Genomic DNA, 26,972 nt, shown 5'->3' with positions numbered 1-26,972 from the left:
CAGAGTGCTGAATAGTAGATTCAAAACAATATTGAGCAGTGGGAATTCATCTATATTTCCATAACAATTTATATAGTAAAAACGATTAAAGCGTGAAGAGGATTTTATCAATCAAGAAAAAGTTAAGGGATGATGTAGTATTAACACCCCATACTTTCTTACTGTTCCAGAAAGGTTCTTAAATTAATTTGTGAGCTCTGGTACAAAAAGATTGTAATCGTTTTTTGGATATAATAGGCCCTCAATTGTTGAAATAGATTTATCACCCATTTCCAGGTTTCTTCCTACTCTTCTCTTTATCAAACCGACTTCTTGTAGTTTATTGTTTTCATATAGCAATACAAAATTTCCTTTATATTTAAAAACATCCGTGCCAAATACCTTTGTCGAAAAAACACGAACTTTATTTCGTTTCTTTTCTTTGTATTCAACTATCTCATTTTTATTTAGTGTAAAAGAGCGATTAAAATGGGTTTCAAAAATAACTTGGAGAATGGAATTTCTAAGCCCATCAAAAAATTCCAAAGAATACATGATCTCCTTATGTGTACCCTTTATATCTAATTTTCGAATAAGTATTCTGTTCTGTCTTGAGAAAGGATAAACCTCTTTTGACTCCATAAATTTTTGAACATTACCTTGTTTATTTTCTATATTTGATTTATGTTGATGTAGGTAAGTTAATAATTTGGTGCTTTGCAATTGGTAAAAAACATTCATCCAAGCTCTATATAAATCAAAAGAATTAAAGGTTCCAGAAATATTCTTTGAAGGTAGCCTTGCAAACATTTGAAAAAGTGAATTTTCCAAATCTCTGCCGAGTTGATCTCCCTCCTCAATTAATAAATGCACCTCGCTACAATCTTGTAATTCAGTAAAACTTTTTTGAAGATATCCCTCTTTTTTTGAACATATAGCCTCAATTTTTTTATAGGCAAGTCCAAAACTATAATAGTGTTGAAATAAACATGTCTTAATCGCATCGTGATAGAGTGACCATGCTTCCGGTGATAATTTGATCTTTATGTCATTAAATCTTAGGAAAAGTGTCCTTCCAAAAGGGGATTTTGATATTTTATTTCCAAAATGATAGGCGGCTAATAAAGTGTTTATATCAATCACCTTCTTCCATACTTCTTAATCTATAAACAATTAACTCTCCTAAAAGTATATTTGCACTCAAAACGTTTTCTGGGTTTATTTTTAATTCATCCCTTCCATGCACCAGGTCATTACGATAGTCTCTAACCTTCCATAACTTACTAAAGTCTTCATCAGTTATTGGAATAGATAGATGCCGAATCAAGGTTTGAACTTTGATTTTCAAAGGAGGATCTTTAAGTTTTCCTAAACTCTTTTCTTTTATTTTCCTAGAATATTCTTCTGTAAAAGTATCACTTTGTTCTTTTAATAGTTGCTTCAACAATTTTTTGAATTCCCTAATAATTTCATCAGGCAAAAAAGGGTCGGTTTCAATTTTATCAACCAAAAATTCCATAGCTATGTTTGTATAAATAACCTTGTCTTCTATATCTTCTGCTTTCCAACTTCTATTCAACCACTTTAAAGCATTAAACAACTGCTTGTCTAAAGTTGATTGCTGCCCGGTCTGTTTTTTGTACAGTTTTTCTTCATACCAATCCAATTCTCTAAAAACTTTTTCAAATTGAGAATCGACACCTAAAGAATTATTTTCCCAGGTGTTTTTAGAATCACCCAAAATGTTTTCTACGCCTACTAGATTTTCCACATAATAGAGTGAAGAGCATTTAGGATTTTGATATAATCTTAATCTATTCCATTCATTTAGCTCATTACCTAAGTTGTATAAATTAAACACTCTTTCATTTTTGGATAGTAAAATTATCATATCGATTGCATCTTGAACTTTTTGTCTACCTAATAAATAGGCATCATATACGTTATCTGATTCGACAATTGTTTGAGCAAAAGTATCAAACTGACCAAGTAAATTATGATTATATTTCTCCTCAAATCCCTTATACATATCAAAGGCTTGGTCTTTAGTTAAAAAGGTTACACCCCCCAACCCAAATTCAAAATTATTTAGCATTAGATTTTCTATTGGAAGCAACACAAGGTAAGGAACAAATTTTACTCCAAAACCCTCTATATTAATTTGTTCCTTTAACATTCCGGAACTCCTCAATATCGCCTGTAATGGTGAATTTGGGTCTGAACCTTGAAAAGAAAAGAAATCCATCTTCTTCTTACTTAATTCATGAATAAATGAGCTTAGAAAAATTGTGATTCCATCTATACCTTTTTTCACTTCATATATTGTCCCTGCAGATTCTATAGAATTATCATTTATCCAATACCTGATAACCCAATCCTCAGAAAGGTGTATATTTTTCAAACCCTGAATAACATTTTGATTACTTTCAAATTCAAATTTCCCGTAAACTAAACCTCTTCTACTCGATATAAGTAAAGTTTTATGAGGTCTAATTAATTTACCGTTACTGTATACCTCACAGCTCCCACTTATTATATTTCTCTGTGTTGATGTCAGAATTGATAAAGACTTATATGTATCAATTTCTTTTTTTATTTTCCCATTCTCAAAATGTTCTACAATTTCGTCAATAGACTCAATAACTATATTCATAGTGTTATATTCACTATTTAAGAAATCCCTAAGATTTCTAAGAACGCTACCTATATTCGTAATCTCTACAGGAATAATTGACCCGCTAATGAAATCAAAACCGCATATCATAAATTTTTCTTTGTTTTTTTGTTTAAGAACCAAATAATGCAAAATGACAGTATCTTTGGAATATAACATCGATAAAACCAAATTGTTATTTTCAAATCCATTGTATGGAACACTATAACTATTTAGAAAAAGTGATGAGTCTAGTGGGTTCATCATTTATTACCTTCTCCTTAATTAGACTTCGAATGAAATTCACTTTACTAACGTTAAACTACATATGACGCAGTTACAAATAGGTGTGTTTTAAAAGGGACAATTACTTGCCGAATATTACTTACCATCTATATTCTACCTATTCAAAATATACATTTCCAATATATTGAATCAAAACCGAATCCCTCATGGAATCATAGGCTCTAACTTCTACTATATCCTCACAAATAGAAAGAGGGTTGTGCTTGTGGATAAAGACACATTCTTTACAACGAAACCATCAAAAAGTGTAGAAGTGAACCTTCTATATAAAAGTGATTTGAAGAAAGTAGCAGGTATGGTAGGTATTCTATACAGCAAATTTCACGAAAGAAATGAAAGTGGATGATTATTTTTATCACCAGTCGGACAAGCCAGTATTACCCGAACACTTTGATGCTTTAAAAGGTTTTCTCTAAATGTACCAATTCAATAGAATGTTGATGCTTGATGAGAGGATTTACAATAAGGAAGCTAAGTATGAAGCCCAGATTCAAAATGAACACAGAGCTGTATAATGAATTCAAGAAATTCTATGAGGAATATTACCCTCAATTCAAAATCCAAGATCTAATTTGTCAGTCATAGAAAGAATTGAAATAATAGAAGATGGGAGTCCGAGAACCCATTACCGATTCTCGGACCCTTATATATCTTCTATTTTTTCACGAGCAACACACAGCACTCCACATGATTCGTATGTGGAAACATATCCACAGGCTGCACTTCGAGCGTCTGATACCCGCCATCCTCAAGCACCCGCAAATCCCTCGCAAGCGTGCCAGGATTACAGGACACATACACCACCCGCTTCGGTTTCATCTCCACAATCGTCCGCAGGAGGGCTTCGTCGCAGCCTTTTCTTGGCGGGTCGACGACTAGCGTATCGGCCGTGATGCCTTCTTCATACCACTTTGGAATCACGGTTTCCGCTTCCCCGACCGCGAACTCTGCGTTTGTGATGCCGTTTAATTCAGCGTTGCGTTTGGCATCCTCAATTGCCTCCGGTACAATTTCTACGCCGTACACTTTTTTCGCCTGCTTTGCCAGGAAGAGAGAAATCGTTCCGATGCCGCAGTAAGCGTCAATGACGGTTTCTTCCCCTTGAAGCTCAGCGTACTCAAGCGCTTTGTCGTAGAGCACCTTTGTCTGCTCTGGGTTGACTTGGTAGAACGATCTGGCGGAGATGGCGAATTTTACGTCTCCGATGAGGTCGTAGATGTATTCTTCGCCCCAGATGACATTTGTTTCGTTGCCAAAAATGACGTTTGTTTTGTTTGGGTTGATGTTTTGCACGATGGATTTGACGTGCGGGAATTGCGCTGTGATGTCTTCGATGATCTTCGCTTTATGCGGGAAATCGTTTGTTCTTGTGATGAAAACGATCATCATTTCGCCCGTAACAACGCCGTATCTGACCATGATGTGGCGGAGCCAGCCTTTGTGGCGTTCTTCGTTGTAGGCTTTGACACCGTAGTTTGCGCAAATGTCTTTGACGGCTTGGACGGCTTCGTCGTTTTTGGATTGCTGGATCAGGCAGGCGCTCATGTCGATGATGTCATGGCTTCTTTGCTGATAGAATCCCGCGACGAGTCCGCCTTCCCGTTCTCCTACCGGCACCTGTGCTTTGTTTCTGTAGTTCCACGGGTCTTCCATGCCGAGTGTCGGATGCACGGTGACGTTTGAAAGGTCCAGCTTGCCGATGCGTTCTAAGACGTCTTTGACTTGTTTCTGTTTAAACAGGAGCTGGCCTTCGTAGGTCATGTGCTGAAGCTGGCAGCCTCCGCATTGCTTGTAAATCGGGCATGGGGCGTCCGTTCTATGCGGGCTTTCTTCCTTCAGCTCAATCAGGCGGCCGAAGGCGAACCCTTTTTTGACGCGTGTCACTTTGATTTGGGCTTTTTCCTCCGGCAGGGCGTTCGGCACGAAGATCGGAAAGCCTTGGACCTTTGCGACACCCGCTCCTTCGTGGGTCAAATCCTCAAAAGTCACGTCATAGTATTCGTTTTTTTCTACTGGGGGTTTCATTTTCATCTATAATCACCTCTAGTTTTAAGCGAAAGAAAAACTTGGCCTGTTCAAGCCAAGTTTCAGCGTGTAGGCAAACCTTCGCATTCGTTGTCAGTCCTGTGCTTCGGTGCTCACGAATTCAACATTCGCTCCGCTCCAATGCTCGTCCTTCCTAGACTTCAAAGGTTTTCAATCACGCTGAAAAGATGACAAAATCCTAAAACGAAAACTGTTTTAGGATTTTGTCAACATTCTGAGCTTGGCTTACAAAGCCAAGTTTTAGTCATCCAGCTGTTCCGCTTTCTCCTTCGGCATGACGACGTGAATGTGTCGATACAGATTCACGAATTCGCCCGGCAGCATGCCGCCGTACTCGCCGTCCAGGTTCAGCTGCATCTTTTCTGATACATTGACTTTCACGCGGTTCGCTTTTGTATAAATAATGTGCTGGTCGTTGATGTGTTCGCCGCGAAGCGCCATCGTAGCGACCCTGATAAATTCAGCAAGGTTTGCTTTCTTTAGTATCATCAAATCAAACATGCCGTCATTCAGGCTGGAATCCGGCGCGAGTTTTTCGAACCCGCCGACGGAGTTTGTCAGCGTGACCAAAAACAGCATGATTTCACCTTGAAACAGCTTGCCATCATATTCAATCTCGACTTCTGTCGGACGAAGTGAAGGCAGCATTTCCATTCCTTTTAAATAATAAGCAAGCTGGCCTAGCATTGTTTTGAGTTTGCTTGGCACGTCGTACGTCAGCTCCGTCAGACGGCCTCCTCCGGCGATATTGATAAAATACTGGCCGTTGACCTGTCCGATATCAATCGGGCGGGCAACGCCGTTAATGACCGTATCTGCCGCTTTTAAAATATCCTCTCGCGGAATGCCGAGCGCTCTGGCGAAGTCGTTTGTTGTGCCGACTGGAATGACACCGAGTGTCGGACGGTTGTCTAAAGGCGCAAGCCCGTTGACGACCTCGTTGATCGTTCCGTCTCCGCCTGCCGCAATGATCAGGTCAAACTCACGCAATGCCGCTTCCTTGGCAGCGTGTGTAGCGTCTCCTGCGCATGTCGTCGCATGGGTGGAGGTTTCATAGCCGGCTTGTTCAAATTTTTGCAGGACCTGGGCAAGATGCTTTTTAAAGATCTCCCGTCCTGAAGTCGGATTGTATATTATGCGTGCACGTTTCATTATCTCATCATCCTACTTAAGAGTATCCGATCCATTTTTACACTAACAACCTTTAATTATACTATGAGTTAAAAAAATCGCAACAAAATGTACATAATCTTACAGGTGAAAACGCACAAAAGCCTCAGCAGAGCTGAGGCTTTTTGTTTTTTTACTCTTCTTCCGTTCCAGGTTTTTTCTTGCGGAACTTCGCCAATACTTCATATACGATTGGCACGATCAAGAGTGTCAGAAGTGTTGAACTGATTAAACCGCCGATAACCGTTACGCCGAGTCCTTTTGAAATGACCTGGCTTCCGCCTTCGAAGCCGAGGGCTAATGGAATCAAGGCGCCGATTGTCGCAATGGCTGTCATCAGGATCGGACGGAGTCGTGTAGAGCCGGCTTCCAGGAGCGCTTCTCTCGTAGACAGCCCTTCCGCTTCCTTATGAATCACGCGGTCAATTAAGACAATGGCATTCGTGACAACGATACCGATCAGCATGAGCATACCGATCATTGCGTTCAGACTGATCGTTTCACCTGATACGTAAAGTCCGACCAGGGCACCGATGACTGTGAACGGCAATGAGAACAGAATCGCAAATGGCGCTAGTGCTCCGCCGAAGGTAATCACGAGCACAAGGTAAACGATCGCTATTGCTGCCAGCATAGCTAAACCGAGCTTCGTGAAAGAATCAGCGATATCCGCTGATACGCCGCCTGTGTCAATCGATACGTTATCAGGATGGTCAAGCTTATCGATTTTCTTCTGGATAGCAGCTGATACGGCTGTGACGTTGTCAGATGTAACCTCACCTGTGACATCCGCATAGACTTTTCCGTCACGTTTTGACACGGTATCTGATGTTGATCCTTCCTTCACTTTTGCCACATCGCCGATTTTGACTTCCTGGCCAGTCGCTGAAGTGATCTTTTTATTCTCTAAATCTTTCACACTCTTATACTCGTCTTTTTCTGTCTTAATGTTCACATCAAGCTCTTTGCCGTCTTTTTTCACTGTGGTGAGCGGTTCTTGCGATGTTTGTGACATTAAGGCCTGAGAAATTTGAGACGCGGTTAAACCGAGCTTGCTTAGTTTTTCTTGGTCAGCGACAAATGTGTACTCATCATATGTGCTGGAAAGGCCTGAATTTACGTTTTTCAGATCCTTTTCATCTTTCATGATTTTTTCAATGTCTTTGACCGTGTCTTTAATATCGTTTTCAGAATCGCCATACACATAGTATGTTAATTCGTTGTTATTGCCTGAAGAGCTGAAGTCCTGTGACTTCCATTCTCCGCGGTCAGATTGCTTTTGGATTTCCTTCAGAACGTTATCTTTTTCTTTATCAAAGTCAGGTGTGTCGCTTTCATATTTGATATAGAATAACGCACCGTTAGAATCTCCTCCGGCAAGCGGGCTGCCAGAGCCTAATGAATACTGAACCGTATCGACATGCTTGCGGTCAAGCAGGATTTTTTCTGCTTTTTCAGCTTCATTTTCGGCTTCTTTTTTCGTTTCACCCGGTTCTGGGCTGTATGTGAGCTGCATTGTTTTTTCTTCCTCGGACGGCAGGTAGCTGGCACCGATTAACGGTACGAGGAACAAGCTTCCAAGGAGCATCAGAACAGCGATGATAGACGTGATCCATTTGTGGCTCAGCGCCCAGTTCAATACTTTTTTATAGATGTTTGCAAGTCTGCCAGGTTTGTGTTCTTTCGCTTTAATCGGCGCACCGGTTAATGATTTTTTGAACAGGCTGTGTGCGAGCATCGGCACAAGCGTGATTGAAATCACCAGGGATGCGGCAAGCGCAAAAACAATCGTTAAGGCAAACGGAATAAACAACTCACCGATTTGTCCGCCTACAAGTGCGAGCGGCAGGAATACCGCAATTGTCACAATCGTTGATGACATGATCGGTTTAAACATTTCCTTCGTCGCTTCACGAACCAAGGCTTTTCCGCGGAGCGGCTCGTCTTTGAGTCTCATTCGGCGATAAATGTTCTCGATCACAACGATGGAGTCATCGACTACACGTCCGATGGCAACGGTCATTGCGCCGAGCGTCATAATATTCAATGTGATATCAAGCTGCTGCAGCACAAGGAGTGCGATCAGCAATGATAATGGAATTGAAATTACCGAAATTAATGTTGATTTGATATCCCTTAAGAATAAGAGAATAATCACAATCGCAAAAATAGCACCGAAAATGGCTTTGCTTAACATCGTGTCAACTGACTGTGTGATCGGCTCCGCCATGTCGAGAGTTGCGCTGTAATTGAAGCCTTTATGGTCTTCTTTGAACTTCTTCAGCTCAGCTTTGACATCGTCGGCAACCTCTACCGTATTCGCATCGTTTGCTTTGACGATGTTGATGCCGATGCTGTCTTTGCCATTTGTGCGTGAAACGGATTCAGCTTTTTTCACATCTTTAATTGTAGCAATGTCAGAAAGTTTGACCGTCGGCACTGCTGTGCTTGCGCTTTGCTGCGCCTGTGCTGCCGCTTGCGCGCTCTGAGCTGCTTGAGCACTCTGCGCCGCCGCTTGAGATGCTGCACTGCTGCCTGCACTTGAAGCTGATGCCGTCGGGATTCTCATATTCTTCAAATCTTTAATTGTTTCAATATCGCCGCTGACGACGACAGATTTTTCTTCATTTCCGAATGTGTACAATCCAAGCGGAGTTGTCACATCTGAACCTTGAATCACTTGCTTGACTGTATCTTCATCAAGGCCGTATTCCTTCAGTTTGTCTTCTTTGAAAGAGAATTCAACCTCTTCCACCTGCTGGCCTGATACTTGGACGGACGCAACACCTTCTATGCCTTCAAGCTTAGAAACGAGGCTGTCCTCCACTTGTTTCGTCAGCTCTTGCAGATTATCTTTATCACTGGACACGCTCAGCGTCAGAATCGGGAATGAATTCAAGCTGTAGCGTGAAATCTCCGGATCCTTCGCGTCATCAGGCAGGTTGACGTTTTCTAACGCTTCAGCTGCTTCTGTTTTCGCTTTGTCCATATCTTTCTCATAATCATATTCAATCATGACCGACGATGCGTTTTCATAGGACGTCGAAGTCACAACACTGACACCGTCCAAGTTCTGCACGGCTTGTTCAACCGGTTTGGTCACTTCATCAGCCACTTGGCTTGGTGTCGCACCCGGATATGTCGTGCTGATCGTCAAGTAAGGCATGTTCACGTCAGGAATAGACTCTTGCTTCATATTCATACCCGCATACAAGCCGGCTGCCGTTACAATAATCGTCATCAGCCATACGGCGAATTTGTTTTTCAGAACGAAATTAATAACGTGATTCATCATATCCTCCATTACATTTTTTATTGACTGACTGGTCATTCTATATAATACTAAACGTTATAACGCAACAACGTCAACTCATATACCAGAAAATTTTACTAAATTTTTCAAGGATTAAGGGGAAGCACGTCATGAATGAAAAAAAAGAGAGAATTATAAAAACCAGCATTCGTTTATTTGCGAAAAAAGGATTCGCAGCTACGACGATCCAAGAAATCGCCAGTGAATGCGGCATTTCGAAGGGCGCTTTTTATTTGCACTTCAAATCGAAAGAAGCGCTGCTGTTATCTGCCTGTGAATATTATATCGGTATGTCTATGAACAAAATGAAAAATATAGAAGAAGATCTCGCCGGAAAGCCGCCTAAAGAAGTTTTGAAAAAACAAATTGGCGCACAATTTGAGGATTTTCGTGATCATAAAGATTTTATCGTTCTTTTGCTTACCGAAAATATCATTCCGGAAAACCAAGAAATCAAGCAATATTTTTACAAAATTACCACAGAGACGGATAAGCTGTACCGGAACGCCTTGCTGGTATCCTATGGCGAAGGAATCGAGCGGTATGTCGCAGATCTGTCCATCATGGCTAGAGGCATTGTGCATTCCTATATGAACGTGATGGTATTTAACGGTGAGCTTAATATCGATGCAGAAGAAATCTCAGCCTTTATTATTGAGAGACTGGATGATCTTGTACAGGGACTGAGCCGTTCTGCACTCAATCCGATTGTGTCAAAAGACATTTTCAACCCGATGCCTGCGGAGAAAGACCAGCTGCTTGAGGACATTCAGAAAGTGAAAGAAAACAGCACGCTGCCCGAGGATATCACCGTGTCACTTGATGTTATCGAGGAAGAATTGACTCAGGATAAACCGCGCAAGCCGATTATTAAAGGCATGCTGTCCAATTTGACCGGAACCAACGACAAAGAAGTTGAAAGGCTTCGGGCCCTCATCTCTGTCTTTATCTCAATTTGACCATAAAAAAAGCAGCCTCTAAGGGCTGCTTTTTTTATTAGCGTTTTTTAATTTCTTCAAGCAGAATTTTGTTGACCATCGGCGGGTTGGCTTGTCCTTTGGACGCTTTCATAATCTGTCCGACTAGGAAGCCGATCGCGCGGTCTTTTCCGTTTTTAAAGTCTTCGATTGATTGAGGATTGTTGTCAAGCGCCTCAGTGACAAGCTTCAGAAGCACGCCTTCGTCAGAAATCTGAACAAGGCCTTTCTCTTTCACAATCTTCTCAGCGTCGCCGCCTTTTTCAATCAACTCTTTAAACACTTTCTTCGCGATCTTAGAAGAAATGGTTCCTTTTTCAATCAATTTGATCATGCCGGCAAGGCCTTCAGGAGTCAGGGCAACATCGGCAAGCTCTTTTTGTTCTGCGTTTAGGTAAGCTGACACTTCACCCATCAGCCAGTTAGACGCTTGTTTAGCTTCAGCGCCTTTTTGAACGGTTTCTTCGAAGAAATCAGCCATTTCTTTTGTCAGCGTCAGAACCATCGCGTCATATGCAGGCAAGCCAAGCTCTTCGATATAACGCTTGCGGCGCTCATCCGGAAGCTCAGGAATGCTTGCTTTTACGCGTTCCTTCCATTCATCATCAATGTAGAGCTCGACTAGATCCGGCTCTGGGAAGTAACGGTAGTCGTCAGATCCCTCTTTGACACGCATAAGAATGGTTTTCTTCGTTGCTTCATCATAACGGCGAGTTTCCTGCTGGATGACGCCGCCGGAAAGAAGAACCTGCTCCTGGCGTTTTTCTTCATGCTCAAGGCCTTTTTGAACAAACGCAAAGGAGTTCAAGTTTTTCAATTCCGTTTTTGTGCCGAATTCCTCTTGGCCGATCGGACGAAGAGAGATATTGGCGTCACAGCGAAGTGAGCCTTCTTCCATTTTACAGTCAGAAACGCCTGTATATTGGATGATGGATTTCAGCTTTTCAAGATACGCGTACGCTTCTTCCGGCGTGCGGATATCCGGCTCTGATACGATCTCAACAAGCGGCGTTCCCTGGCGGTTGAAGTCAACAAGAGAATAGCCGTCGCCTGTGTGTGTCAGTTTTCCGGCATCCTCTTCAAGGTGAAGGCGCGTGATGCCGATGCGTTTTGTTTTTCCGCCGACTTCAATTTCGATCCAGCCGTTTTCGCCGATTGGCTTATCAAATTGAGAAATCTGATACGCTTTCGGGTTGTCAGGATAGAAATAGTTTTTGCGGTCAAACTTCGTATCCGTTGCGATCTCACAGTTGAGCGCCATAGCGGCTTTCATTGCGAATTCAACGGCTTCTTTGTTCAGAACAGGCAGGACGCCCGGATATCCGAGGTCAATAACGCTTGTCTGCGTATTCGCCTCCGCGCCGAATGGCGTTGGAGAGCTTGAGAAAATTTTTGATTTTGTTTTTAACTCAACGTGGACTTCAAGTCCGATTACCGTTTCAAAGTTCAATTCTTTTCACCCCTTACAGTTCAGGTTTTGCTTTATGATGGTCTGTCGCTTGTTCAAATGCATGAGCAACGCGGTATACAGTGCTTTCATCAAAGTGTTTTCCGATGATTTGCAGGCCGAGCGGAAGACCGTCTGCTAATCCGCATGGCACGCTGATTCCCGGTACGCCGGCAAGGTTGACCGGAATCGTTAAGATATCGTTTGCGTACATTGTGAGCGGATCCTTCGTGTTTTCACCGATTTTAAACGCAGGTGTCGGTGTAGTCGGTCCAACAATAACATCATATTTTTCAAATACGTCTTCGAAATCCTTCTTAATCAACGTACGCACTTTTTGCGCTTTTTTGTAGTACGCATCGTAGTAGCCTGAGCTTAAAGCAAACGTTCCAAGCATGATGCGGCGTTTGACTTCATTTCCAAAACCTTCAGCGCGCGTTTGCTTGTAAAGGTCGATCAGGTTATCCGCATTGTCTGTGCGGTAGCCGTAGCGGATGCCGTCAAAGCGTGCAAGGTTCGCTGACGCTTCAGAAGATGACAGCAGGTAATATGTCGCAAGAGCGTATTTACTGTGCGGAAGAGACACTTCTTCCCATGTAGCGCCGAGACCTTCAAGGACTTTCAGCGCTGCCAAGACAGATTCTCTCGCTTCTTTGCCGACACCTTCACCAAGGTATTCTTTCGGAACGGCGATTTTCAGTCCTTTGATGTCTCCAGTTAATGAAGAAAGAAAATCAGGCACGTCCACATTTGCACTCGTGGAGTCCATTTTGTCTACGCCGGAAATCGCTTGAAGTAAAAACGCGTTATCCTCAACCGTACGTGTAATCGGTCCGATTTGGTCTAATGAGGACGCAAATGCGACCAGTCCGTAACGAGATACACGTCCGTATGTAGGTTTTAAACCGACAACGCCACAGAAAGATGCCGGCTGACGGATGGAGCCGCCTGTGTCAGATCCAAGAGAAAACGGAACTTCTCCCGCAGCAACCGCAGCCGCAGATCCGCCGCTCGATCCGCCGGGAACTGTATCCAGGTTCCAAGGGTTTTTCGTCAGCTTGTAAGCAGAGTTTTCAGTAGATGACCCCATGGCGAATTCGTCCATGTTCAGTTTACCGATTGTGACCGCTTCAGCGTCTTGAAGGCGCTGAACGACAGTAGCGTCATAAATCGGATCAAAGTTTTCGAGAATTTTGCTGGAGCATGTTGTGCGCAGCCCTTTTGTTACGATATTATCTTTTACGCCGATCGGCATACCGAAAAGAAGACCGTGCTCAGAACGGCCGTCAACCGCCTCATCAAGCTCCTTCGCGTATGCGCGCGCTCTTTCTTCATCTAATGCCAAAAAGGCTTGTACCTTATCATCAACCGCTTGGATGCGTTTATAAGATTCATCAACCAGATCAGAAATCTTAATCTCTTTTTTATGTATGAGCTGTTTTAATTCTGTGATTTTATGATCAAATAATGACATTCTTGTGTCCCTCCTTTAGTCCAGAATTGATGGCACACGAATATAGCCGTCTTTATGGTCAGGCGCATTTTTCATGACATCCTCAACCGGAAGACCTTTACCCGCTTCATCTTCTCTCATGACATTTTTCATTTTCAGCACGTGAGTTGTAGGCTCCACATTGTCTGTGTTAACCTCATTAAGCTCCTCGGCAAATGAAATGATACTGTCGAGCTGTTCAGTGAACATTTTTGCTTCTTCTTCAGTAATCGCAAGTCTTGCAAGGTGCGCAACGTGCTTTACTTCTTCTATTGAAATTCGTGACATATGATCCACCTCCACATATTTCTCCGTTAAGTCATATAATACTGATCATATCAAAAACAAGCCCTTTAAAGCAACAAAACGCCTTAAGACAGGCCTGTGTTTTCGAAACAATACCCTATATATTTTATACTAAAATGAGGCGAAGGAGAAACGAAATATTTTTCTGAATATTTTTACTTTAATTATTTTTTGAAAGCGTTTTATTCTTTATTCCCTTCTATGTTTGCAACGGTATTTCCAGCTTATGATCAATGTTTCATCGCTTGAATGGCCGGGAATACTTTGTTAGGTTAAGTTACCAAGTGCACCCGCAAAAGAATTTCTTTTGTTTTGCACTTACGCCAGGCTGCTTAACTGGCACCATCAATTTGAGAGGTGATGCAACATTATTAGAAATGAAGAGAGGGTAAAACGTGAGTATTGAAATTATTATATCTTTAGGAATTTACTTTATTGCCATGCTGTTAATCGGCTGGTATGCATTCAAGAAAACCACTGACATCAATGATTACATGCTTGGAGGAAGAGGCCTCGGACCATTCGTTACTGCTTTGTCTGCCGGCGCGGCCGATATGAGTGGATGGATGCTGATGGGTGTTCCCGGCGCGATGTTTGCGACAGGGCTGTCCACCTTATGGCTTGCTTTAGGTCTTACAATCGGGGCGTACTCAAATTACTTGCTGCTGGCTCCAAGGCTGCGTGCTTATACAGAAGCGGCGGATGATGCGATTACGATTCCTGATTTCTTTGATAAACGATTCCAGCATTCTTCATCACTGCTGAAAATCGTATCTGCATTGATCATCATGATCTTTTTCACATTGTATACCTCTTCCGGTATGGTATCTGGCGGACGGCTGTTTGAATCTGCTTTTGGTGCGGATTACAAATTAGGCTTGTTTCTGACCACCGCAGTTGTCGTATTATACACACTGTTTGGCGGTTTCCTTGCTGTCAGTCTGACTGACTTCGTGCAGGGTGCGATCATGTTTGCAGCACTAGTGCTTGTGCCGATCGTTGCTTTTACCCATGTGGGCGGCGTTGCTCCGACTCTCCATGAAATCGGCGCTGTTAACCCACACTTATTGGATATTTTTAAAGGCGCGAGCGTCATTAGCATTATTTCCTATTTAGCCTGGGGCTTGGGCTACTACGGCCAGCCTCATATCATCGTCCGATTTATGGCGATTAAAAACATTAAAGATTTGAAGCCTGCACGCCGAATCGGCATGAGCTGGATGATCATTACAGTTCTAGGTTCCGTGCTGACGGGTTTAATCGGTGTTGCATACGCCCATAAATTCGGAGTTGCTGTAAAAGATCCGGAGATGATTTTCATTATCTTCTCTAAAATCTTGTTCCACCCATTAATTACAGGGTTCTTATTGTCAGCTATTTTGGCTGCCATCATGAGTTCGATTTCCTCACAGCTCTTGGTCACAGCAAGTGCTGTAACAGAGGATTTATACCGGTCATTTTTCAGACGAAAAGCTTCTGATAAAGAATTGGTCATGATCGGGCGATTGTCCGTCTTAGTCATTGCCGTTATCGCGGTACTCTTGTCATTGAACCCGAACAGCACCATTCTTGATTTGGTCGGATACGCTTGGGCCGGCTTCGGTTCAGCTTTCGGGCCTGCGATTCTGCTCAGTCTGTATTGGAAGCGAATGAACGAATGGGGCGCGCTTGCTGCCATGATTGTCGGGGCTGCGACCGTGTTGATCTGGATTACAACCGGCCTGGCAAAATCAACCGGTGTGTACGAAATCATCCCTGGGTTTATTCTCAGTATGATTGCCGGCATCATTGTCAGCATGATCACAAAACGTCCTGCAAAAGCCTCTTACCGATTATTCGGTGTCATGGAAAAGCTGTTAAAACGCAAAAAGTAAGCAATAAGCCATCAAGCGCAGCTTGGTGGCTTTTGTGCCCTTGTTTTGCTATAAATACTGTGAGAAAATCATATTTATTTAAAAACACCATAGAGAAGGGGGAAGTTTGCTGTTGAGCTGGTATATTGATCCTGATATTTTATTGAAATTGGGCATTGCCACATTGATTGGCATGGTCATCGGGCTTGAACGCGAATTAAAAAATAAGCCGCTCGGATTAAAAACCTGTATTGTCATCGCAGTCAGCTCATGCATGCTGACGATCGTCAGTATTAATGCGGCATATCATTTCCCTAAATACTACCGCATCATGATGGATCCGCTTCGTCTGCCGGCACAAATCATCTCCGGCGTCGGGTTTATCGGAGCCGGTGTCATCCTGCGAAAAAGCAATGATGTCATTTCCGGCCTGACGACATCGGCCATGATCTGGGGGGCAGCGGGGCTCGGGCTTGCTACGGGAGCCGGTTTTTATAAAGAAGCGTTTGCCAGTCTTCTGTTCATCCTGATCAGCGTGGAATTTCTCCCATGGGTGGTCAGAAAAATCGGCCCCGACCGCCTGCAGGAAAAAGACATCCGCATCAGAATGTCACTTTCTGATAAAGACAAAATGACAGAGATTTTAAAAGAAATGAAAAGAAGAGATATCAAAGCACACTCCGTTCGGATCGACGACCTAGGCGAAAAGGATTTTCCAATTATGGAAGTGAAGGTCCGCGTCCATAAAAACAGATACACGACCGACGTCTACTATGACATTAAAGCCATTGAAGGCGTAGTCGGCGTGAAGTGTGATACATTATAAAAGCCAATGGGACTGGAATCCCATTGGCTTTTTCTATCTACACCAGTGCTGAAAAATCAAATGCTGTAATCGGCGTGCCATTCTCTATATCTCTTCTGAAACCGGCCAGCATTTCTTTTTCTTCTTCTCCTATTGTGTTAAGGTCAAACATCTGATGCAGCAATCCGTAAATCAGCATATGGCGAAGACGGAGGAAATCAGGTATTATCATCAGCCATGCAGGGTCAAGCTCATTTTCCTCCCAGTACCCTTTCATAAAATGCGTCATAAATTCTTCTGTAAACGCAGCTTTATCATCATATGGCACAACCGGATACCACAGGACATTGTAGAGAAGAATGCTAATATCGTTAACAAACCAGTTGTAGCCGATATCATCAAAATCAAATGCCGTGATTTTGCCATGATCCCAGTTAAAATTGCCATGGTGCAGATCCGCATGCACCAAGCCGTAGCTGTCCTGGCTTTTCGGGAGCCTCCGCAGTTCATTCATCAAAGAATCGGCTTGCTGAAACACCTTTATCTGATCTTCAGGCACATATTTTCTCAGCTTTAATTGCTCCTCTTCATCCCATTCCTGTCTTTTGAAAGAGGGATTGCTCAATTTGTAACTTTTTGTCAGGCTGTGCATGCTGCCTGTGTATCTGCCAAGCTCATAAAATAGCGTTTCATTCCAGTCCGATTCATCCACTTTTTGCCCTGGCGCTTTCTCATACACTCTCAATAAAAATGACCCGCCGTTTCCGTCCGGCACTGCTTCTACGTCTTTTCCGTTCAGCGACGGGAGCGGTTTGGCTACTGAAATTCCCCCTATTGCAAGGTGACGGAGCCATTCCATCTCTCCCATTATATAATCAGAAGATCTTCGAATCGTATGGGTAATCTTTAAAATATAAGGTTGATTGGCTTTCATACATTCATATACATAGTTTTCCGCATCAGCCAGAAAACGCACCTGATCTTTTGAGAAACCGTATTTCGCTGCAGCTTCTGCCAAAACCTGCTCTTCATGAAATATTTTTTTGATATCTTTATGCACGTCTAACATCCTTTCATTGCTATAGGTTTGATAATGATTGTTTTCACACGATTTCCAGCATCAACATACCTCCCCTTGATTTGCGTTTCGGCAGAAGCGAAAATAATTTCCCTTTTCCTGTTAATTGTAACATAAAAACCCTTGTGCAATATGGCACAAGGGTTTTCTATCAGTCATAAATGTGAACAGTCGGCTCTTTATCTCCAGCATTGCGGATAATGACCGCTTCCTGTCCGTCTGAGGACGTGATATTGACTTCGACATCAACTGAGCTCTTAGAGTAGTAGTCCATCACTTCACCCGTTAAGAACTGGGTAAACGCGACAACTTCACTTTTTCCGTAGAATTGCATTGGTATGTCAATCTTCATTTTCTTCATTTCATCATTATCATACAGCGCTGTACCGACAACGCCTGTATAGTTCGGGAAATATTCTTCAATTGAATTTTTAAACCGCTTAAAGACCTCGGTGTCATCCGGGTATTTTTCTGCTGTGGTTGTATCCGCCGGATAGAATACATATTTTTCATTGATGTCATCCCAATTTGAGATATCAGTAGAGCCTGCTTTGACCTCTGTTTTGGCGATGAAGTTCCCCGGCACAATCGATGTTTTTGACGCCTGCTTGTAGAGCGCGACGGTAATCGGCACATTCTTCAAATTATCTTTTTTACGGAGGCGGTTAATAACCTCCTGCGCGATTTTTTCTCCCTGTTTGCGAAGCGTGCTTTCACTAATCTCCACTTCTTTTTGCGGATCGCCTGTTTTTTCACGATAGTAATACACGGAGTTTAACGCCAGTCCGATCATGACGCCGCCAAGCTGGATAGAATTCTTGTCTTTTCTGACTAAATAATCGTGCTCAAGCATGGATGCTAAATAAATCGGGCTGCTTTCGTTCTTTTCTTCTGTTGAACCAGAGCTCGGGAGCGCTGGATTCAAGCCTTCATTTTTGAAGTTTTTATCTTCTTTTTCGGCTTTTTTCAAATCAGAGCCCGTTTTTTTCCGTGCCAGCCAGCTTAATACTGTATCCTCATCTAAATATTGTCCTTCCTGGAACAGATAATCGTCAGTCGAGAAAGAATCTTGGGCAAGACGCATCAGCCCTGTTTCAAACTCGTCAATGTCCAGCCTAGTGTTCAGCTGTTCCGTTGTTAAGCCGCGCGCTTTGCCTGCCTTAAACGGCAGCACCATTTTGTAATAGGAGTCAGAGATATTATATTTCGGGACAATCGCTTTTTCTGACGATTTCGCCGTCTTTTGCGTAATCTCTTCCTCCTTCTCCCCCCCGAAACCTGACGAGCAGGCAGACAGCATTAATACTGCCGCCGTTGCCGCCAATGCCAACGTCTTTTTCAATAGAAAACACTCCTCTTATTTCTTTAGCTCTCCCATTAACTGTTCTTCATTCCACACTTCAATGTTCAGCTCTTGTGCTTTTGTCAGCTTGCTTCCCGCCGCTTCTCCGGCGATGACTAAGTCTGTGTTTTTGCTGACGCTTCCAGTCAGCTTTCCGCCCAGCGCTTCGATTTGCGCTTTGGCTTCGTTTCTTGACAGCTCTTCCAGCTTTCCTGTCAGAACAATTGTTTTACCGGCAAAGTAAGAGTCGCTGTCCTCTGCTTTTACTTTTTTCGGGCCTTTATAGAGCGTGTTTACGCCCAGCTCCTGAAGTTCATTCAAGAGTTCAAGCATTTCTTCTTTATGAAAATAGGTGATCACAGCATCAGCCATTTTTTCACCGATTTCATCTACCGCGAGAAGTTCCTCTTTAGAGGCTTTTTTCAGGTTCTCCAAGCTTTCAAAATGCATGGCAAGCGTCTTTGCGGCCTTTGATCCGATAAAACGGATGCCAAGCCCAAACAGCAGGCGCTCTAACGAATTTTCTTTTGATTTTTGGATGGAGCTGATCAGGTTTTCAGTGGACTTTTCACCCATGCGCTCGAGCTGGATGACTCGTTCCTTCGTCAGCTTATATAAATCTGCTACATTGCGGACAAGGTTTTCCTCAAACAGCTGTGTGATCACTCGTTCGCCGAGCCCGTCAATGTTCATGGCATTGCGGGAAACGAAATGGATCAGCCCTTCCCGGATTTGCGCCGGACATTCAGGATTAATGCAGCGAAGCGCCACTTCTCCTTCGATCCGGACGAGCTCACTGCCGCATTCAGGACATTCCGTCGGCATGCTGAATTCCTTTTCTTCTCCTGTGCGCTGTTCAACGAGGACATTCACAACTTCCGGGATGATATCGCCCGCTTTTTTGACGACAACCTTATCCAAAATCCGAATGTCCTTCTCTTTAATTAAATCTTCGTTATGAAGGGATGCTCTTGAGACCGTTGTGCCGGCAACTTTTACCGGCTCAAGAATCGCGGTCGGCGTGATCACACCCGTTCTGCCGACATTTAATTCGATATCGAGAAGCTTCGTCACGACCTCTTCAGCAGGAAACTTATACGCGATGGCCCAGCGCGGGCTTTTCGCCGTAAAACCGAGCTCCTCCTGTTGATCGAGAGAATCGACTTTAATGACAATGCCGTCTATTTCATACGGCAGGTCAGCGCGCTTCGCCTGAAACTCATCGACCAGCACTATGACTTCTTCTATGCTGCCGCATTTTTTTCGTTCCTGATTCGTTTTAAATCCGAGTTCGTCGAGAAAATCAAGCCCTTGGCTTTGCGTCTCTACACCCATCTCGTCAAGCTCCGCTATACTGTAGACGAAGATATCGAGGTTTCGTTTCGCTGCAATTTTCGGATCGAGCTGCCTGAGTGATCCGGCCGCGGCATTTCGCGGATTAGCGAACGGTTCTTCCTCATTTTTAATCCGTTCCTCATTGAGTGCTTCAAACGAACGCTTCGGCATATACGCCTCGCCGCGCACTTCGATCGACAGCTCACGGTTCATTTTGAGGGGGATATTGCGAATCGTCTTCAGATTCTCCGTGATATCCTCTCCCGTCGTTCCGTCACCCCGGGTGGCTCCTCTGACAAAATAGCCGTCTTCATAACGGAGAGAAACAGCAAGACCGTCTATTTTCAGCTCCACATTATACGCCACATCGTCACCGACGGCTTGGCGCACACGGCGGTCGAAATCACGAAGATCATCAGCATTAAAGGCGTTGCCCAGACTGAGCATCGGTGTGCCGTGGGTGACTTTTTGAAACGCTTCAAGCACGGCTCCGCCGACGCGCTGCGTAGGAGAGTCAGGCGTTCTGAGGTCTGGGTGCTCATCCTCGATCGCAATCAGCTCCTGCATCAATCTGTCGTATTCGGCATCTGGGACGCTCGGTTCATCTAAGGTGTAATATTCATAGCTATACTTGTTGATGGTGCGGCGCAGTTCTTCTGCCCGCTGCTTCGCTGTTTCTTTGTCCATCTGCTTCTTCCTTTCCTCTTCAATTACTGCTTTTCAATAGGAGCAAATGCTGCTAACAGGCGTTTCACGCCGACAGGGCTCGGGAAGGCAATATCGAGCTCCGTCCCTTCTCCTTCGCCTTTTACGCTGACGACAGTTCCTGTTCCCCATTTTTTATGGCCCGCCTTATCTCCGACTGCCCAGTTCAAGGTGTCGCCGCCTGTTTTGCTGGCGTAGGATACCGGGCGTGAAACAGGGCCGCGTCTCGGCTGCATTTTTCTCGCAGACGTCGCTCTTGTTTCTTTTTTCTCATTTAGGTTTTCCAATAAATCATCCGGTATTTCAGCAATGAAGCGAGATTCCGGGTTCATATTTGTCCGGCCAAACAAGGTGCGCATTTTAGCATTGGTCAGATAAAGCTCCTGTTCCGCCCTTGTAATCCCAACGTACGCAAGGCGGCGTTCTTCTTCCATTTCCGCTTCCTCCATGAGTGAACGGCTGTGCGGGAAGACCCCTTCTTCAAGCCCCATCAAGAAAACAACCGGGAACTCCAGTCCTTTCGCGGCGTGCAGTGTCATCAGCGTGATCGCATCCTTGCCGCCTGACTCTTCCTCCTTCTGATCGAGCTGATCAATATCTGCGATTAACGCCAAGTCTGTCAGGAACGCAACGAGTGTCTTGTCTTCACTTTTCTGTTCAAAGTTTTTCGTAACAGACAGGAACTCGTCGATATTTTCTAAACGGCTTTGGGCTTCGATCGATTTCTCAGCCTTCAGCATTTCTCTGTATTCCGTCTTATCAAGAATTTCTTCTGTCAGCTCTGTAATGGATAAGTAATCCTGCATATTGGTCAGGTTTTCAATCATCTGTCTAAAGCTGTCAAGCGCGTTTGCCGCTTTGGCACTGACGCCGATAAAATCAACCTGCTGAATCGCTTGGAAAAATGACAAACCGTTTATGGCCGCATACGAAGCGATTTTTTCAAGTGATGTCGCGCCGACTCCGCGCTTCGGCACATTGACAATGCGCGTGAAACTGATATCGTCATCCGGATTGGATACGAGGCGCAGGTACGCAAGAATGTCTTTAATTTCTTTTCTGTCATAGAACTTTGTGCCGCCGACAATGTTATAGTTCAAACCCGCTTTGAGAAGCGTTTCCTCAATCACACGGGACTGCGCGTTTGTCCGGTATAAAATGGCGATATCAGACAGCTTCCGCTTGCCTGAGCTGTGAAGCTGATGAATTTTGCCGGCCACAAACTGTCCTTCACCGAACTCATTATCACCGCGATAATAGGAAATTTTGATGCCTTCATCGTTTTCCGTCCACAAATTTTTCGGTTTGCGGTTAGAGTTGTTTTTAATGACCTCGTTTGCCGCGCGCAAAATCCGTTTCGTTGAACGATAGTTTTGTTCTAGCAAAATCACGCTTGCATTCGGATAATCTTTTTCAAATGAAAGGATGTTGGTGATATCCGCGCCGCGCCATCTGTAGATTGACTGATCAGAATCCCCCACAACGCAAAGGTTCTGGAAACGCTCGGCAAGCTGCTTAACGAGCATGTATTGCGCCCTGTTCGTATCCTGATACTCATCAACGTGAATGTACTGGAATTTGCGCTGATAAAATTCAAGCACTTCCGGCACTCGGTCAAACAGTTTAATCGTCGTCATAATCAAATCGTCAAAATCGAGCGACTGGTTTTTCAATAGCTTCTTCTGATAATCAGCATATACATCGCTGACCACCTGATCGTAGTAGCCGCCAGCAACTTTAGAGAATTCCTCCGGTTCGGTCAATTCGTTTTTTGCACTGCTGATCGTGCCGAGGATGCTTCTCGGGTCAAACTTCTTCGGATCAAGATTGCGCTCCTTCAAAATCCCCTTGATCACTGAAAGCTGGTCCGCCGTATCAAGAATGGAGAAATTTCGGTTGATCCCGATCCGGTCGATATCTCTGCGCAAGATCCGCACGCACATGCTGTGGAATGTGGAAATCCAGATATCGTCCGCGCCGGGTCCAAGGATGCTTTCCACACGTTCTTTCATTTCGCGTGCCGCTTTATTTGTAAATGTGATCGCCAGAATGTTCCACGGCGCCACATGCTTTTCTGCCATTAAATAAGCAATTCTATGGGTCAGGACACGCGTCTTTCCGCTTCCCGCTCCCGCCATCAGCAAAAGAGGCCCGTCCGTTGTTTTGACTGCTTCCTGCTGAACGGGGTTTAAACCGCTTAGTAATTGATTGCTAATATAATTCAAAATTTGTTCACCCGCCTATACAAAACATATGTTCTATCATAAACCAAATCCGTACAATTTACTACTCGCCTTTCACAGCCGCTACTGTTTTCAAAGCCCTGTCAAAATCTTCATACACCGCATTGCCTACAACGATCACGTCCGCATGCTCTGCGTACTGCTTGGCCGTTTCCGCATCCTTGATGCCGCCGCCATAAAACAAGGTTGACGTTTCCAATACAGCCTTCGTTTTCTTGACAGCTTCTATGTCTCCAAGCACGCCGCTGTATTCTAAATAAAAAATCGGCAGTTGCAGCAGCTCCGACACACGCGCATAGGCTACAATATCATCCATATTCAGATCGGCGTCCGCTTCAGTCAGTGCCGCGGCTTTGCAATCTGGATTTGCGATGCAGTAGCCCTCCGCCACGATTTCTTCCATAGACATCAGTTCTCCGTATTCCTTCATGGCTTTCTGGTGCATTCCGACAATCCAATCCGCGTTTTTGCTGTTTAATACACTCGGAATAAAATATAAGTCAAAGCCGGGAACGATCGCTTCAATCGCTGATACCTCAAGGACACACGGCACCAGAAACCGTCTTACCTTAGACATCATCCGCAGGACATTATCCTCTGTCACACCATCACTGCCTCCGATAATGACCGCATCCGTTCCTGATTCGCAAAGAATCTCCAGCTGTTCGTCAGGCAAATCTTTATTTGGATCGAGTTTAAAGACATGCTTCCACTCAGTTACATCGTACACGTCATACGTTCCTCCATTCGTTTGTTACCATTTAAACATTATAACAAATTCACATAGCGCGGAAAAACGGAAAAAGCCGTTAATCTCGTTATTCACTGAAAAAGGTGTTTTGATTCTTTTTTCATAAAAAAAGAGAGCAGGAGGCAGACCTGCATGGTGAGTCCTGTACCGGCAGAAGCACACATTTTCACCAGATTCCTTCTGCTATTGTTTGGAAAGTGTTCTACTGTGGAAATGGTTACATAAAAAGGGAGGCTGAGAGATGGAAACCATCATAATAGCACTCATCGCATTTATCATTGGGATCATCGCTATCCCGATCGTCTTGTTTGCCTGGATCTACATAAAGGATGAAAAACAGCAGGAGCACTCAATTCTTCGCAACTATCCCGTCATCGGAAGGTTTCGGTATATCCTTGAAAAAATCGGGCCGGAGCTGAGGCAGTATTTATACAGCAATGACAATGAGGAGCAGCCTTTTTCTCGAAAGGAATATGAGCAAACCGTCATCTCCGGCAAATACAAAAGCAGAATGATGGGCTTTGGATCTGTAAGAGATTTTGATAAACCTGGCTATTATATCCGTAACGCTATGTTTCCAAAACAAAGGGAAGAAATGCATGTAAATCAAACGCCAAAAATTGAAACCCAAATCTATAAAATGGATGCTGACAATCTGTTCAAACGCAAGGAGCATGCCGAACATATCAAGGCAGACCCGTACTTTCTCCATCCTGATGATGTGCAGGTGATTGGCGAGCATACATGCGAGAAGCCATTTTATGTGAAGGGCTTAGTCGGCCAGTCAGCCATGAGCTACGGTTCTCTTGGAGAACGGGCTGTTACGGCGCTCTCAAAAGGGCTTCATCAGGCAGGCGGAACCTGGATGAATACAGGTGAAGGAGGATTGTCTGAGTATCACTTAAAGGGCGGCGCCGATATCATTTGCCAAATCGGACCGGGCCTATTCGGCGTACGCAAAAGAAACGGGGAATTTTCGTGGGAGGAATTTAAAAGAAAAAGCTGGATTGACCAGATTAAAGCGTTTGAGCTAAAGCTGGCACAAGGAGCGAAAACCCGCGGCGGCCATGTGGACGGCGCCAAAGTATCAGAGGAAGTGGCAGACATTCGGAATGTCGAACCTGGAAAGTCGATTGACAGCCCGAACCGCTTTTATGAATTCTCGAACCCTCCTGAAATGCTCGACTTTATTGAAAAACTTAGAGATGTCGGACAAAAGCCAGTCGGCATCAAACTGGTCGCAGGGCATCCTGAAGAATTGCATGAGCTTTTCTCTTATATGCAGAAAAGCGGAAAGCATCCGGATTTTATCACGATCGACGGAAGTGAAGGCGGTACCGGAGCTTCCTTTTACGAGCTCGCGGATACAGTCGGCCTTCCAATTATGACAGCGCTGCCTATTGTTGACACGCTTCTTAAACAGTACGGCTTGCGCAGCCAGCTGAAAATCTTTGCTTCCGGAAAGCTCCTGACTCCTGATAAAATCGCGGTCGCCTTAGCCCTCGGCGCTGACTTTGTCAACATCGCACGCGGCATGATGTTTTCCGTTGGCTGCATCCGCGCTCTCGTCTGCCACACCAACACCTGTCCGGCAGGTGTGGCGACGACAGATCCGAAATTGCAAAAAGCGTTGAGCGTTGAGGAAAAACAGCATCGTGTCTGCAACTACGTTATTTCCCTGCGCGAGGGGCTGTTTAACCTTGCAGCCGCAGCAGGGATCAATTCGCCGATTCATTTTTCCAAGGAGCATGTTGTCTATCGGAAAGAGGATGGCAGTCTCATCGATATCGACAACCTGATCCATCAATTTGTTTCATAAAGAAACCGCCCTTGCCGAACGGCAGGGCGGTTCTATGTTATTTTGAAGAAGACTCAGTTTCCGTTTCCTTCACACGGTCAAGCGCCATTTCATAAGCGTCATTTCCGTAATTTAAGCAGCGTTTCACACGGGAAATCGTAGCCGTGGAAGCGCCTGTTTCTGTTTCAATCTTATGATACGTGTTTCCTTCGCGAAGCATGCGCGCCACTTCAAGGCGCTGAGCCAGCGATTGAATTTCGTTAATTGTGCATAGATCATCGAAGAATCGGTAACATTCCTCCAGGTCTTTCAGCGATAAGATCGAGTTAAATAACTGGTCCAGCTCTTTGCCGCGTAATTTATCGATTTGCATCGTTACACACCTTCTCCTTTACTAATGGAAGCCGCATCAAGATCAGGTACGATATTGATCCAAGTCTTTCCTGGCACAAACGGAAGCCACTTGCCGTCTTTTACCGGCACAATTCTGCCATTCACTTGTTTCCAGTCTGTTTCAATGACGTTTCCGTGCTGAAACAACAGACCTTTTCCCCCTGATTCCAAGTCGATGTCCCGCCTTCCATCTTGATCAATAATATGATGGCTGGCTTCAACAATGAAAATATTTTGCATTGCAACCGGCTTTCCGGTTTCCCGGTCTGTCGTTATGACACCATCAGAGCTTCTTGTATAAGATTCAGCTTTTTTATCATAGTTGTATTCGACAAGATTTGTAACGTTTTTTGTTCCATAATCTACCCGAACATTGTAAGATTCATTTGCAGGTTTTGCATCTGATGTTTGAAACAGCAGCGGATTTGTTTCCTGCTTCAGCTTATAACCTTTTTGTTCCGCCGCCTTTTTTATGTAATCATAAGACGTATAGGAATTGTGGGGCGGTTTGCTGAAATCAGCTCTCCAAAATAAGCTTCCGTCAAAATCCAATCCGTTCATATAATCGGCAGCTCCGGATTCCAGCTGCTCTTTGGCGCCGGGACTCCAGCCGTGATGGACAAATATGCTGTCAAAGCCATTGCTGAGAGTGACGAAATATTCCCGCGCGCTCCGCACAGGTCCGACAGTTTCAGGCATCTGGCTTTGGAAAATGGCCAGAAATCTTGTGATTTGCCCTTCGGCTAGCGCTTCTATGACAATGTCGGCTTTAGACAGACCCGACTGCGGCCTCGCCTTCGGGTGATTGTTCACCACAACAGCAACAGGCCGGCGTTCAGTCACCTTCTGTTCAGTCTTTAGCCCCGTTAAAGGAGCTTTCAGCTTCTTTGCAGTATCCGGGACAGCATCCTTCTGCTGGCAGGATACCAGCAGAAAAAACACGAAACACAGCGCGCAAACTGTCATCCATTTTTTCATAT

Annotated in this window: 18 protein-coding genes and 1 pseudogene; 4 read left to right on the top strand and 15 right to left on the bottom strand. The window is 44.3% G+C overall.

Features of this window, described 5'->3' with window-relative positions; translation table 11 throughout:
• Positions 1-183 precede the first annotated feature (183 nt).
• The 5 genes from NX903_RS03175 to srfP form a co-directional block, all read right to left on the bottom strand.
• A complete protein-coding gene (locus tag NX903_RS03175) occupies positions 184-1,122 on the bottom strand; it encodes a hypothetical protein (RefSeq protein ID WP_072175459.1) in 939 nt (312 codons plus the stop codon).
• Positions 1,115-2,899, bottom strand: a complete 1,785-nt coding sequence (locus tag NX903_RS03170; protein ID WP_072175458.1) for a hypothetical protein — start codon at positions 2,897-2,899, stop codon at positions 1,115-1,117. The genes NX903_RS03175 and NX903_RS03170 overlap by 8 nt, the downstream gene beginning before the upstream one ends.
• A 693-nt stretch (positions 2,900-3,592) precedes the next feature.
• A complete protein-coding gene (gene rlmD / locus NX903_RS03165; protein ID WP_086343540.1) occupies positions 3,593-4,969 on the bottom strand; it encodes a 23S rRNA (uracil(1939)-C(5))-methyltransferase RlmD in 1,377 nt (458 codons plus the stop codon).
• 255 nt (positions 4,970-5,224) lie between these two features.
• Positions 5,225-6,136, bottom strand: coding sequence for a diacylglycerol kinase (locus tag NX903_RS03160; protein ID WP_003233894.1), 912 nt, complete (start codon positions 6,134-6,136; stop codon positions 5,225-5,227).
• Between the two features lie 151 nt (positions 6,137-6,287).
• The gene (gene srfP / locus NX903_RS03155; RefSeq protein WP_042977997.1) at positions 6,288-9,446 is read right to left on the bottom strand and encodes a surfactin resistance protein SrfP; all 3,159 of its coding nucleotides are present in this window, start codon (positions 9,444-9,446) and stop codon (positions 6,288-6,290) included.
• A gap of 131 nt (positions 9,447-9,577) precedes the next feature.
• On the opposite strand from srfP, the pseudogene NX903_RS03150 reads away from it, so the two are divergent.
• Positions 9,578-10,448, top strand: a pseudogene (locus NX903_RS03150) (TetR/AcrR family transcriptional regulator).
• Positions 10,449-10,463: 15 nt separating this feature from the next.
• Here the strand turns inward: NX903_RS03150 and gatB are convergent.
• Genes gatB through gatC form a run of 3 tightly spaced genes read right to left on the bottom strand, consistent with a single transcriptional unit; the run spans position 10,464 to position 13,671 of the window.
• Positions 10,464-11,894 (bottom strand): Asp-tRNA(Asn)/Glu-tRNA(Gln) amidotransferase subunit GatB, encoded by a 1,431-nt coding sequence (gene gatB, locus NX903_RS03145; protein ID WP_003219444.1) that lies wholly within the window; start codon positions 11,892-11,894, stop codon positions 10,464-10,466.
• 13 nt (positions 11,895-11,907) lie between these two features.
• Positions 11,908-13,365, bottom strand: a complete 1,458-nt coding sequence (gene gatA / locus NX903_RS03140; protein ID WP_003242878.1) for an Asp-tRNA(Asn)/Glu-tRNA(Gln) amidotransferase subunit GatA — start codon at positions 13,363-13,365, stop codon at positions 11,908-11,910.
• Between the two features lie 15 nt (positions 13,366-13,380).
• Positions 13,381-13,671 carry an Asp-tRNA(Asn)/Glu-tRNA(Gln) amidotransferase subunit GatC gene (gene gatC, locus NX903_RS03135; protein WP_003219442.1) on the bottom strand — a complete coding sequence of 97 codons (291 nt, stop codon included), beginning with the start codon at positions 13,669-13,671 and terminating at the stop codon, positions 13,381-13,383.
• A gap of 413 nt (positions 13,672-14,084) precedes the next feature.
• On the opposite strand from gatC, the gene opuE reads away from it, so the two are divergent.
• Together opuE and NX903_RS03125 are read left to right on the top strand one after the other, a co-directional pair.
• Positions 14,085-15,563 (top strand): proline transporter OpuE, encoded by a 1,479-nt coding sequence (gene opuE, locus NX903_RS03130; protein ID WP_003233905.1) that lies wholly within the window; start codon positions 14,085-14,087, stop codon positions 15,561-15,563.
• A 106-nt stretch (positions 15,564-15,669) separates the two neighbouring features.
• On the top strand, positions 15,670-16,368 hold the full coding sequence (locus NX903_RS03125) for an MgtC/SapB family protein (RefSeq protein WP_010886431.1): 699 nt from the start codon (positions 15,670-15,672) through the stop codon (positions 16,366-16,368).
• A gap of 37 nt (positions 16,369-16,405) precedes the next feature.
• On the opposite strand, the gene NX903_RS03120 is transcribed toward NX903_RS03125, so the two are convergent.
• The 5 genes from NX903_RS03120 to NX903_RS03100 form a co-directional block, all read right to left on the bottom strand.
• Entirely contained in the window at positions 16,406-17,416 is a 1,011-nt protein-coding gene (locus NX903_RS03120; protein WP_086343539.1) for a phosphotransferase enzyme family protein, read from the bottom strand.
• A 160-nt stretch (positions 17,417-17,576) separates the two neighbouring features.
• Positions 17,577-18,767 (bottom strand): CamS family sex pheromone protein, encoded by a 1,191-nt coding sequence (locus NX903_RS03115; RefSeq protein WP_029946292.1) that lies wholly within the window; start codon positions 18,765-18,767, stop codon positions 17,577-17,579.
• Positions 18,768-18,782: 15 nt separating this feature from the next.
• Positions 18,783-20,789, bottom strand: a complete 2,007-nt coding sequence (gene ligA / locus NX903_RS03110; protein WP_024573222.1) for an NAD-dependent DNA ligase LigA — start codon at positions 20,787-20,789, stop codon at positions 18,783-18,785.
• A 23-nt stretch (positions 20,790-20,812) separates the two neighbouring features.
• Positions 20,813-23,032 carry a DNA helicase PcrA gene (gene pcrA / locus NX903_RS03105; protein ID WP_015383008.1) on the bottom strand — a complete coding sequence of 740 codons (2,220 nt, stop codon included), beginning with the start codon at positions 23,030-23,032 and terminating at the stop codon, positions 20,813-20,815.
• Positions 23,033-23,093: 61 nt separating this feature from the next.
• Positions 23,094-23,780 carry a heptaprenylglyceryl phosphate synthase gene (locus tag NX903_RS03100; protein WP_003233922.1) on the bottom strand — a complete coding sequence of 229 codons (687 nt, stop codon included), beginning with the start codon at positions 23,778-23,780 and terminating at the stop codon, positions 23,094-23,096.
• A 262-nt stretch (positions 23,781-24,042) separates the two neighbouring features.
• Here NX903_RS03100 and NX903_RS03095 point away from each other — a divergent pair, with 262 nt between their 5' ends.
• On the top strand, positions 24,043-25,620 hold the full coding sequence (locus tag NX903_RS03095) for an FMN-binding glutamate synthase family protein (RefSeq protein WP_086343538.1): 1,578 nt from the start codon (positions 24,043-24,045) through the stop codon (positions 25,618-25,620).
• A 37-nt stretch (positions 25,621-25,657) separates the two neighbouring features.
• Here NX903_RS03095 and NX903_RS03090 read toward each other — a convergent pair whose 3' ends face one another.
• Both NX903_RS03090 and NX903_RS03085 read right to left on the bottom strand, forming a co-directional pair.
• Entirely contained in the window at positions 25,658-25,972 is a 315-nt protein-coding gene (locus NX903_RS03090; protein ID WP_003219429.1) for a YerC/YecD family TrpR-related protein, read from the bottom strand.
• Positions 25,973-25,974: 2 nt separating this feature from the next.
• Complete coding sequence (locus NX903_RS03085) at positions 25,975-26,970, bottom strand: DUF3048 domain-containing protein (protein ID WP_069837340.1); 996 nt, start codon at positions 26,968-26,970, stop codon at positions 25,975-25,977.
• Between the last annotated feature and the right edge of the window lie 2 nt (positions 26,971-26,972).

This window comes from Bacillus sp. FSL R5-0576, assembly GCF_038004765.1.
GTDB classification, from domain to species: Bacteria; Bacillota; Bacilli; order Bacillales; family Bacillaceae; genus Bacillus; species Bacillus subtilis.
Note: the sequence above shows the minus strand (reverse complement) of the source record. Positions and strands in the feature narration are given on the sequence as shown.